Origin of the sequence: Chryseobacterium taeanense, from assembly GCF_900099685.1 — a bacterium.
GTDB lineage: Bacteria > Bacteroidota > Bacteroidia > Flavobacteriales > Weeksellaceae > Chryseobacterium > Chryseobacterium taeanense.
Genome location: NZ_FNDW01000006.1, coordinates 285715 through 296541, shown reverse-complemented (window position 1 = coordinate 296541; position 10827 = coordinate 285715). Strand labels below are relative to the sequence as shown.

The following is a 10827-nucleotide window of genomic DNA, read 5'->3' as shown; positions in this document are numbered from 1 at the left end:
TTTACTTTGGTTATTTTAACCTTAATAAACATGAGATTCTTTTTTTGCTTATCTAAAAGCTCTTCTGCGCTACCTACTATCTCTCGTTTTCAGTGCGGCAAAAATAGAAACTTATTACATTACAATCCTAATTTATTGAAGGGAAAATTTACATTTCGTTCACATTTAATCTTAACTTCCTGAAAATTAAATACAATAATTTTAAACTAATGTTTGGTTTTAAAGCTCAAAGTGAGGAGTCTCGGAGGATATTGGTGTTTCAGGAGCTCGTTTAGACTTTTGTTTAAAGTTTATAACTACAAATGAAAAGGTCACAATAGCTTAAAAAAGCTTCGATTTTTATTCTTTTATGAACTTTAAATATTATACTCTCTCGCTGATTGTGCAGAGAACGCAGATTCTGATTTTATTTTTTTCTTTTTGTTCTAAAAGAAAGATTTTTAGATCAAATGTTTTAAGAACTCACTATCTGTTTTGAAAGATGATCCTCGAAAGTAAACACCAAAAAACCCTAGCCCGGATCGTAGCGGTACCCCACAGCATGGAAAGAAAGCCTTAGCCAGCAGCGGGAGAGCGAGCGGAAGCAAGACGGGAAAGCTTGGCGCGAGGAGTATAAGCAAAGAGCCGGAAAAAGCTACAAGAAAAATTTGATAATTTCTTAAACAGAAAAAGCAAAGTTTTCACTCTGCTTTTTGTTTATTGTAAATGACACTAAGAAATTCTGCGTAGGATTTTTCCAGGCCAATGATGTCTCCACTTTTTAAATTTAAACCACCTTTTCCGGTTTCATCGGCTTTGATTTTTGTAGCTGAAATCTGAAAATATTGATTTGAACTATTTTCCTTTGGCTGAATTTTAATGGCCGAGCCCAAAAGTTTTTTTGTGGAGATCGTGTACACTTCTTCAGGAGTTGTTTTTATAACAAGGTAAGATCTTGGCGAAATTACATAATCAACTTTGTTTACAGCAATCTTCTGATTTTTTCCGGAAGAAGCAAACAAATACAAATGTCCAGTCTGATTTTGTAATTTTTCTTTCGGAAGATAATATAAAGCAAGTCTGTAGTTTGACGGATTAAAATTTTGCGGCGAGCCGTCGACAGCCTCGAAAGGTTTTAACGAAAATGTATTGGCTCCTATTTCTTTTGCCTTCTTATATATTAACGAAAAAATATCTGCGTCGTATTTGGAAAATCCCTGGACTTCAATTTCACCTAAATATTCAGCGTTTTTTATTTCTTCACTGATTTTATACAGAAATTTGTCTTTGTTTTCATGTGTTTTTTCAACTTTTGTAAGATATACATTTTGTGCAATAAAAAATTGTATCGTGAAAACAAAAGCTGCAATAAGTATTTTTTTCATTATTTATATATTATTTTGAAGAATATCTAAACATTCCTCCAGGCTGTTTTCCCAATGCTTTGGTTCTATTTTATAGTCTTCCTCAATTTTATCGAGACACATTGTACTGCGCTTAGGTCTTTTCGCCGGAGTCGGATATTGCTCGGTGGTTAATGGATTCAATTTAACTTTTGATTTTGAAAGCTCAGCTATTTTTTTAGCAAATTCAAACCACGTAGTTTCCGGATAGTTTGAGAAATGAAAAATTCCAAAATTTTTCTGAGGTGCTTTAATAATCTCCATGATGGCTGCTGCAAGATCATTGGCATTGGTAGGCTGCCCAAACTGATCGGCCACAATTCCCAATTCTTCTTTTTGTGAAAAGAGATTAAGCATGGTTTTAACAAAATTTTTGTTGAATTCTGAATACAGCCAGGAGGTTCTGAGAATTACTGTTTTAGGATTTGAATCTAAAGCTAATTCTTCTCCTTTTAATTTCGATTCTCCATACACCCCGATCGGATTTGTAAAATCGTCTTCGGAATAGCAGAGACTGGTTTCCCCATCAAATACATAATCTGTAGATACATGAATCAATACAGCATTGTGCTCTCTGCAAGCTTCCGCGAGATGTGCCACACCATATGCATTAACAGCAAAAGCTTTATCTTTCTCAGTTTCCGCAAGATCTACCGCTGTAAATGCTGACGCATTAATGCAAAAATCTGGTTTGTTATCGTAAAAATAAGTATTTACCTGATCTTCGTCTGTAATATCAAGCATTTTAGAATCTGTAAAAATAAACTCGTAATCCAATTCAAAGTCGGGAGCTATTTTTCTGATACAGTTTCCAAGTTGTCCGTTACCTCCTATTACTAATATTTTTTTCATTATGATTTTTTTGCGTTCTGTGATCTTAAAAATTTCACTCTTGACTGAAAATCTTTCTGCTCCAAATCTACATAGAATTTGTTGAAAGTTTCTTTAATGTCTTCCGGATGCACTTCTGATTTTCTTGTTTTAATATTAAAGTAAATAACGGTGACCCACAATACGGCATGAACAATTTCTTCATCTAAGCTTTTCATAAGAATTTCCACCTTTGCCGTTCTATCCTGAACATCTATAGTTTTGCTACTTATAACTACTGAAGTGTTGTATCTCACCTCTTTCATATACGCTATCTCATTCTGAATCGCAATCCAAGTACAGCCGGTCTGTTTGGTGTATTCTTCATACGTAAAACCATAAAATGTTTCTACGTGATCTTCTCTGGCATTGAACATATAATCCAGATATTTCACATTATTCAAATGACCAATCGGATCACAATCACTAAACCGCACCTTTACCGTGGTTGATACTTCTTTTTCCATGGTGCAAAAATAAAAAAACCACCCCGATGAGAGATGGTTATTTTATAAATGTTTTTTTATTTCTAAAAAATTACTGAATACCTAATTCTTTTTTTACTGCTGGAGTAGCATCCGGTCCTGATCTGAATAAGAACGCAGAAGAATTTGCATCCATCACATACTCATATCCGTTTGCTTTGGCAACTTTAGAAACAGCATCGTTTAGCTTTTTCTCAATAGGTTCGTATGCAGCTTCCTGCTTAGCAGCAAAATCTTTCTGAGCTTTTTCGTTCATCTGCTGGATTTCTTCCTGCATTTTTCCTAATTCAGCTTCTCTGGCTTTGTTTTCTTCTGCTGTTTTTTTAGGAGCTTCTTCTGTATATTGCTTTAACTTCGCTTGTCCTGCATCTGCTTTTTTCTTGATTTCTGCTTGTTTTGCATCTAAGAAAGCTTTTAGATCGGTATCTGCTTTTTTCTTTTCAGGCATTGCATTAAGAACACCTATAACGTCTAAAGTTGCAATTTTTTGAGCTTTTGCCATACCTACCGATACAACCATCATTACCGCTGCAAATAATACACTTAATTTTTTCATAATTGGTAAATAAATAATTTAATTTGTTTTTTAGATCTGTAAATTTAATAAAAGTTAAACTTTTATTTTCTGGTTTTAGTTTTTTCTTTTTTATCAGTATCTTTTAATAAAATATCCAATACTTTATCTGAGTAATCGAATCGTTTCTGAAGAAAGAGTACATTATTACTTGTTTTATCAAGTACAATGCCTATTCCGTTTTTTTCCGCCATTGTTTTAATTGCTCCCCAGATCTGATCCTGAAAAGGCTGAACAAGATTTGTTCTCAGTTTTTTTATTTCACCGGTAGCTCCAAAACGTAAACTTGTAGTAGTTTTAATATTTTTTTCCAGATCCATTACTTCTTTTTCTCTGAGCTTCAGCTGGTCTCCAATTAAAAGTACTTTTTCGTTTTCAAAGGCAGACCTTTTTCGTTCATATTCGGACTGCAGGTTCTGAAGTTCTGACTGCCAAGTGTCAATCTGCGCATTCAGCCTTGCCTCTGCCTCTTTGTACTGAGGCATTTTATTTAAGATATATTCTGTATCGACAACACCCACTTTCTGTGCATTGCTGAAACCGAAAAGCAAAAATAATATGAACGTGAAAACAATTCTAAAATTTTTCATATAATGAATTATAAAGATTGGTTCATCAGGAAGTGTGTCTTCCATCCGGAAGGGTCTGAAGAGCCAATAGGTTTATCAAATCCGTAAGCGAAATCGAACCCGATCAATCCGAATGCTCCCATATATACTCTTACACCTACACCAACGGATCTTTTCAGCTGGAACGGATTGTAACTTCCCCACGAATTCCAAACATTACCTCCTTCAGCGAACGTGAGCGCATAAATTTTTGCGGTTTGGTTCAATGAAATCGGGTATCTTAATTCTAACGTAAATCTGTTATAAATAGTACCTCCACCTGTTGGGGTAATATCTTCAGAAGTTCCTCCATAGGTAGAAGCATTTTCATAACCTCTTAATGGAATCAGCTCTCTACCATCATAACGCCCTCCGAAAAGCCCTGTTCCTCCTACATAAAATCTTTCAAATGGCGGAGCACCAAGCTCTTTGTTGTACCCGTCCATGAAACCCATTTCCGCAGAAGATCTTAGCACAAGTTTTCCAACGATTTCGTTGTAGACATCGGCTTTGAACTTTACTTTGTAGAATTCCATCCACTTATATTTTTCCGTAGGACTCATTGTAGAATAATCTTTATTACTGAACAATGAATATGGCGGAGTGAATTTTACTGAAAAATCAAGGTTTGAACCTACTGTCGGGAAAATCGGGTCAATTCCCGCGGAGTTTCTGCTCAATCCTAAATTTATACTAAAGTTGTTTGCCGTACCATAATTTTCTGTAACTCCTCCGAAATCGAAAGGATAGTTTTTGAAATCGTATTTCTGGAACTGAAGTCCTGTGTACAATGAGAAATAATCATCCGGCCATCTCAGCAATCTGTTTAACCCCACTGAAGCTGAGAAAATATTTAATTTCTGAGCATTTCCGTAAACATCAGAGTATTTTACTCTTGAGTTATTGAGACTCACAGAAAGTGCCGTAGCTCTTGTTCCGAATAACCAAGGTTCAGTGAATGAAATTCCGTAATTCTGGAAATATTGTCCTGCCTGTGCCTGAAGCGATAATGTCTGACCATCACCTTGTGGTACAGGTTTAAAATCTTTAAATTTAAGGAAGTTCTTCAAAGAGAAATTATTGAACGTCAATCCTAAAGTTCCGATAAAGCTGTTACCTCCGTAACCTGCCTGCAACTGAACCTGTGATGATCCTTTTTCAACCAGCTTCCATTTGATATCTACCGTATTATCCTGCTGATTTGGCTGAATATCCTGTCCTACCTGCTGAGGATCAAAGAATTGCATTCCGGCCAAATCAAAATATGTTCTTTTAATATCACTTTTGGCAAAAAGATTTCCTGGCTTTGTTCTTAAAGCTCTTAAAATTACATGGTCATGCGTTGTTGTATTCCCTTCCCATGTCACTCTGTTCCAGGTTGCTTTTTCACCTTCATTGATCCGGATTTCCAGATTTATCCTATCTCCGTCCACCGATTTTTCAACAGGGGTTACATTTGAGAAAAGGTAACCATTGTTCATGTAAACAGATTTGATATCAGAATCGTCTTCTTTACCACCATCTTCACCTACTTTTTTGTTGAAACCTACTGCATCGTAGATGTCTCCTTTTTTATATCCTAAAAGTCTTTGCAAGTAATCTGTAGGATACACTGTATTTCCGGTGAACGTAATATCTCCGATATAATACTGCTTTCCTTCATTAAGCTTTACATTGATCTCATAGTTATTTCTTTTGTTTCTCCATACAGAATCTGAAATAATCTTTGCATCTCTGTATCCCAAAGAATTGTAGTAGCTGATTAAATTCTGTTTGTCTTCCTGATATTTGTCTTCAATGAATTTTGAAGATTTCAAAATACCACCGATTCCAAACCTTTTCTGCTTTGTTTCTTTGAATGCTTTTTTTCTAAGCTTTCTGTCAGTAACAGCCTTATTTCCTTCAAATTCGATATGATCGATCTTGATCCTTTTTCCTTTATCAACATTGATGGTCCAGTCTACAAGATTTGGGTCACCTGCATTTACTTTCTCCTGAATGGTGATTTTAGCATCGGCAAAACCTTTTTTAACAAAATCTTTAGGAACATTCGTTTTAAGACTTGCAATTAAGTTCTGCGTAATTTTAGTTCCCGGCTTCAGATTGTTATCTTTAGCCATTTTTTCGTTTTTGGATTTTCCTATACCTTTCCCTGTAAATTTAACTTCACCAAGGTCTTTCAGATCCTGTAAGTAGAATTTAAGGATGATTGTTTCGCCCTCAATACTTTGAACATAAACTTCTACCTCAGAAAAAGACTGAGTATCCCAAAGTTTTTTTACGGCGTTACTGATTTTCTGCCCGGGAATGTCTACTGTTTCACCTTTCGCTAATCCTGTAAATCTCAGAATCTGAGCGGGAGTATATTTTTTAACCCCATCTACAACGATGTCTTTCAGTGTGTATGTTCCTGCCTGGTTTTCTGTCTGTACAGAATTGCTCACTTTTGTGCTGTCCTGTGGCGTTACCTGTCCATAAAAATGTGCTGAAGCAACAAACATAATGATGGGTAATAGTCTAAACTTCATTTTATCGTAGTCTTTCTTTTCTTAAATTTTACTGGATTTTTACTTGTTCACCGGTCTTTCCGAATCTTCTTTCTTTGTTTTGATAATCAACGATACATTGAAAGAAAATATCTTTTGTAAAGTCCGGCCACAGAACATCTAAAAACTGCAGTTCTGCATAGGCGATCTGCCAAAGGAGGAAATTACTGATTCTGATCTCACCGCTAGTTCTTATCAAAAGGTCAACTGGCGGGAAATTTTTAGTATAAAGATAATTTTCGAATAATTTTTCATCAATATCCTCTGCATTTATCTTCCCTTCTTTCACATCTGTACTTATATTTTTTACAGCATTCAGTATTTCGTTTTGTGAGCCATAGCTTATGGCCAGTACCAAATTACCTTTTGTATTTTCTTTTGTAAGCTCAATCACACTATTAAGCTGATCTCTTACGAGTGGCGGCAATTTACTCAGATCACCAATCACGTGCATTCTTAACCCCTTACTGAATATCTCTTCTGCTTCCAGCAATAAAGTCTCAACAAGTAAATTCATTAAGGTATTTACTTCTTCTGCAGGGCGATTCCAGTTTTCGGAAGAAAAGGTATAGAGCGTGAGGTACGGAATACCTGTCTCATTGCATGCATTAATAGCATTTCTTACTGCATTAATAGCATTCCTGTGACCGAAAGTTCTTTCTTCGCCACGCGATTTTGCCCATCTCCCATTACCGTCCATGATAACCGCAACATGTTTTGGTAAATTATCAGGATCTATTTTATCTTTTATCAACGACATATTAATCACAATAACATGGAGGTCTTCCGAACGAATAAGTCAAACCGAGACTTATTGTATTCATCCAGTCTTTAGACTTACCATCTCCAATATTTCTTTGTCCCAACAAAACAGCTTCTCTTTCTTTCGACACAATGTAGTATGCATCTGTCTGAAGTAGAGAACCTCCTGTAACCGGACTTAAGATATCTGCATTATAAGTAGATACCACATCTTTGCTAAGAACCTTGCTGTAATCCAACTGATCTGTAAGGGTATATCTGAAGGTTGCTTCTGCAAAAATTGCCCAGTTATAATTAAATTTATACTTCAAACCTACTCCAAAAGGGATGTTCATTGTAGTTTTTGTTCCTGTGGAGTACACTGGTGTTGTTGTAAAGTCCAGCTCGTTGGTCGGAGCCAGTGCCACACCATCAGCATCTCTTTTGAAATCATTAATGAAGGTAGCCTTCGGCGCATCAAACATCAAAGCACCAACCCCTCCGAAAATATATGGACTTACCATACTTTTCTGCTCGTTATTCACTGGGAAGAAATTATATTCAAAAACAAGACTTGCTTCATACACATTATTTTTTCCGAAGGAATTTCTATTCTTTCTGTATTCCTCTTTTGCCACTTTATCACTGAACTGTATCTGATTGTATCCGAGATCCAATCTTACAGTCTGATGGGGGTTAAAATTAAATCTATATAAAATACCACCATAAAACGGAACTCCCCAATCCGAAGCTTTACTTAAATCCAATGGCTTTTGTAAAATATAATTCGTTCTCCCTATATCCCCAACTAGGTTACTCATACCTAGACGAACTCCAAGTTCGTTTCTTTGAGCTTTAACACTTACCACAGTTCCTAGAGCGGCAAGGAAGCTAAATAATAATTTTCTATTCATAAAAGAATATGGATTTATGGTTATTTTAAAATTTAATTTTTGCAAATATAAAACTTTTTTATATTAATGATAATCTTAATGTTTAGTTAAAAATAAACAAAAAAACATAATTTGTTATAAAGTAAACGATAAACTCGTCAAATTATTCTTTTTTTAATAGAATCAACAGAATTATCACATAATAAACCCCCATTAAATGAGGGCTTAAAAGTATTATTTTTTATTGAATATTTCCCGTACTTTATTTCTAATTCTTATTAGCAACGGTTCTTTATAATTTTTATCCTCATCAAAATAGCCATATCCATAGCCGTAACCGTACCCATAACCATAGCCGTAGCCTTGTTTACTGACATAATCATTATATACTATTCCAAGATTTTCCGCTTCTCCTTTATGATACTTTTCCGTAATCATCTTCAGCATATATTTCTCTGTGTACTCATGGCGCACAACGTAAATATTGGCATCTGAATATTTCATCAATTCATAAGAATCTGCCACCAGCCCTACCGGTGGAGAATCGATAATGATAAAATCATATAGTTTTTTAAGATCTTCTAGAAATTTGATATTTCTTTCACTCATTAAAAGTTCGGAAGGATTTGGCGGAATTGGCCCCGAAGTGGCAACATCAAGATTCGGGATTCTCGTCTTATTGATAATCTGCTCCATTTCCACTTCTCCTGTAAGGTAATTTGAGATCCCGAATTTGTTATCAATTCTGAAATCTCCGAAAATTTTTGGCTTTCTGAGATCCATCCCCAAAAGAATTGTTTTTTTATCACTCAGCCCCAGAACAGAAGCGAGATTGATAGAAACGTAGGTCTTTCCTTCTCCTCCGATGGAGGATGTTACAAGAATGATCTTGCTTCCGTCATTCTCTCCAGAGAGAAATCTTATATTAGCACGTATCCCTCTAAAAGCCTCAGAAACAGAAGACTTCGGCTGCTCAAGAACCGTGAGCATATTTTCATTATTATTATTTCCTATTACGCCGAGAAGCGGGATACGAGTAGCATTCAGCAATTCTTTAATGTTTCTGATCTTTGTATCAAGTACTTCGCCGATCAGGATGAAGAGTAAAGGAATAACAAGCAAGCCGCCCATAATCGTTATTTTCACTACTTTCACATTCGGACCTATCGCTGCCTGCCCAAGATTTTTAGCAGGGTCAATTACCGTAATATCCGACTGATTGGCAGCCATTTTCATTTGGGTTTCATTTTGTCTGGTAAGCAGACTATTGTAAGTAGCCTCAATCATATTATATCCTCTTTCGGCATCCAGATATTTTCTCTGTTTTTCCGGATAGGCATCAAGATCAGAATTGGCTTCCGAAACTTTTTCATTGATCTTCTGAATGTCTTTATAATACTGAGCGTAATAATTCGTCAATACTCCACCGGAATTCATTCTGGCTTCATTAATCAATTTATTGATTTCAATCATCGGTTCAGAGTTTGGCGTATAAATCAATGCCATTTCACGCTTTTTCAGATACAAAGCTTTTAACTCTGAAACTGATGCGGTAAAGGCTCCATCCTGAAATCCTGCCGCACTGGTGCTTATCATCTTATCGAAATTCTGAGTGGCAAGTGATTGTTTTATTTGATTTAATGAACTGATTTTACTTTCCAGGTCTGCTTTTTTAGCCTCCAGATCTTTAATTTCGTTGAGAGATTTTTCGTCTCTGTCTTTAATATCGTAAAGCTTTTCATTCGTTTTCATATCATTCAGAACATTGGCACTAGAATCCAATTTCTTTCTTATTTTGTCTAAACTTTCCTGAAGATAAGCCTCTGTATTTTTGTCTACTATCAGTTTGTCAGCCTGTCTTTTTTTCTGTAGCTGACTAACTGATGTATTAAGAAAATTAACCGTTCCGTTGAGATTATAACCTGTTTTGGTAATAATCATAATGGTATTAATTTCTTTATCAAAGTCGACCGATATGGTAGAAACAATATCATTTACTGATTTATTCACCGTATTTAGCCTAACAATGATATTTTCGAGCCTGATTTTAGGAACAATCGGATTTTTCACCAGCCTGAACCTAAAATTCGGGGAAGTGTACCACTCTCCTATCGAAATTATTTTATTGACAGGTCTTTCATATTGATCCACCATTGAAAAACCTTCCGTTTCATAACTGTACAGATTAATTGTATGCCCGTCTTCCGGCTGCACCACTTCATACCTGTCATTTCCTTTAGGAACCAAAGTAAAAGGATAATCAACCTGCTGAAGATGCTTCTTATCTATTTCTATAAGTACGGGAACATCATCTTTGTCCAGATATGTTGATTTTATTGCTCCTTTTGTGGAATAATTCACATAAAGGGCAAGCTCTTTCACTAAAAATTCGTTATGGGTTCTTGATAAAAGCATCTTTTTCAAATAAACACCATCCTGATTTCCTCCATTATTCCAGATAAGGTTGACAGACTGGCTCGGGGTAAAATAGCTCGCTGTACCATTAGAAATGCTTAACGACAAATTAGAGGCGTAAATACTCTGCGCATAGTATTTACTGTATATCCATGATACTGAATATCCAATAAAAATCATTATTACGAACCAATACCAGTTTTTGAGGATTCTTCTTAAAAAATGTTCAATATCAAACAGTGCGAAAGAACCGTATTTCTCCTTCTGAGAATTTGTTTTCTCTGTAGTTGTATCTTTTCCGGGGATCATGATT

Annotated in this window: 9 protein-coding genes; all 9 read right to left on the bottom strand. The window is 35.6% G+C overall.

Going from position 1 to position 10827, the window contains the following annotated elements:
- Positions 1–680 precede the first annotated feature (680 nt).
- Positions 681–1364 carry a hypothetical protein gene (locus BLR30_RS10940; protein ID WP_089858297.1) on the bottom strand — a complete coding sequence of 228 codons (684 nt, stop codon included), beginning with the start codon at positions 1362–1364 and terminating at the stop codon, positions 681–683.
- A 3-nt stretch (positions 1365–1367) separates the two neighbouring features.
- Entirely contained in the window at positions 1368–2234 is an 867-nt protein-coding gene (gene rfbD / locus BLR30_RS10935) for a dTDP-4-dehydrorhamnose reductase (protein ID WP_089858294.1), read from the bottom strand.
- A complete protein-coding gene (locus BLR30_RS10930; RefSeq protein ID WP_089858291.1) occupies positions 2234–2719 on the bottom strand; it encodes an acyl-CoA thioesterase in 486 nt (161 codons plus the stop codon). Before BLR30_RS10930 ends, rfbD begins: the two co-directional genes overlap by 1 nt.
- A gap of 70 nt (positions 2720–2789) precedes the next feature.
- Positions 2790–3293: an OmpH/Skp family outer membrane protein gene (locus BLR30_RS10925; RefSeq protein ID WP_089858288.1), complete on the bottom strand. Its 504-nt coding sequence runs from the start codon at positions 3291–3293 to the stop codon at positions 2790–2792.
- Between the two features lie 62 nt (positions 3294–3355).
- On the bottom strand, positions 3356–3901 hold the full coding sequence (locus BLR30_RS10920; protein WP_089858344.1) for an OmpH/Skp family outer membrane protein: 546 nt from the start codon (positions 3899–3901) through the stop codon (positions 3356–3358).
- A gap of 8 nt (positions 3902–3909) precedes the next feature.
- Positions 3910–6447, bottom strand: a complete 2538-nt coding sequence (gene bamA / locus BLR30_RS10915) for an outer membrane protein assembly factor BamA (protein ID WP_089858285.1) — start codon at positions 6445–6447, stop codon at positions 3910–3912.
- A gap of 28 nt (positions 6448–6475) precedes the next feature.
- Positions 6476–7225 (bottom strand): isoprenyl transferase, encoded by a 750-nt coding sequence (locus tag BLR30_RS10910; RefSeq protein WP_089858282.1) that lies wholly within the window; start codon positions 7223–7225, stop codon positions 6476–6478.
- A 1-nt stretch (position 7226) separates the two neighbouring features.
- Entirely contained in the window at positions 7227–8120 is an 894-nt protein-coding gene (porG, locus tag BLR30_RS10905) for a type IX secretion system protein PorG (protein ID WP_089858279.1), read from the bottom strand.
- Between the two features lie 213 nt (positions 8121–8333).
- Positions 8334–10823, bottom strand: a complete 2490-nt coding sequence (locus tag BLR30_RS10900; RefSeq protein WP_089858276.1) for an exopolysaccharide transport family protein — start codon at positions 10821–10823, stop codon at positions 8334–8336.
- Between the last annotated feature and the right edge of the window lie 4 nt (positions 10824–10827).

What these genes read in the sequence shown, in the direction of transcription:
- rfbD (WP_089858294.1), bottom strand. Translation starts at nt 2,234, where the DNA reads ATGAAAAAAATATTAGTAATAGGAGGTAACGGACAACTTGGAAACTGT.
- BLR30_RS10920 (WP_089858344.1), bottom strand. Translation starts at nt 3,901, where the DNA reads ATGAAAAATTTTAGAATTGTTTTCACGTTCATATTATTTTTGCTTTTC.
- porG (WP_089858279.1), bottom strand. Translation starts at nt 8,120, where the DNA reads ATGAATAGAAAATTATTATTTAGCTTCCTTGCCGCTCTAGGAACTGTG.
- BLR30_RS10910 (WP_089858282.1), bottom strand. Translation starts at nt 7,225, where the DNA reads ATGTCGTTGATAAAAGATAAAATAGATCCTGATAATTTACCAAAACAT.
- BLR30_RS10930 (WP_089858291.1), bottom strand. Translation starts at nt 2,719, where the DNA reads ATGGAAAAAGAAGTATCAACCACGGTAAAGGTGCGGTTTAGTGATTGT.
- BLR30_RS10900 (WP_089858276.1), bottom strand. Translation starts at nt 10,823, where the DNA reads ATGATCCCCGGAAAAGATACAACTACAGAGAAAACAAATTCTCAGAAG.
- bamA (WP_089858285.1), bottom strand. Translation starts at nt 6,447, where the DNA reads ATGAAGTTTAGACTATTACCCATCATTATGTTTGTTGCTTCAGCACAT.
- BLR30_RS10925 (WP_089858288.1), bottom strand. Translation starts at nt 3,293, where the DNA reads ATGAAAAAATTAAGTGTATTATTTGCAGCGGTAATGATGGTTGTATCG.
- BLR30_RS10940 (WP_089858297.1), bottom strand. Translation starts at nt 1,364, where the DNA reads ATGAAAAAAATACTTATTGCAGCTTTTGTTTTCACGATACAATTTTTT.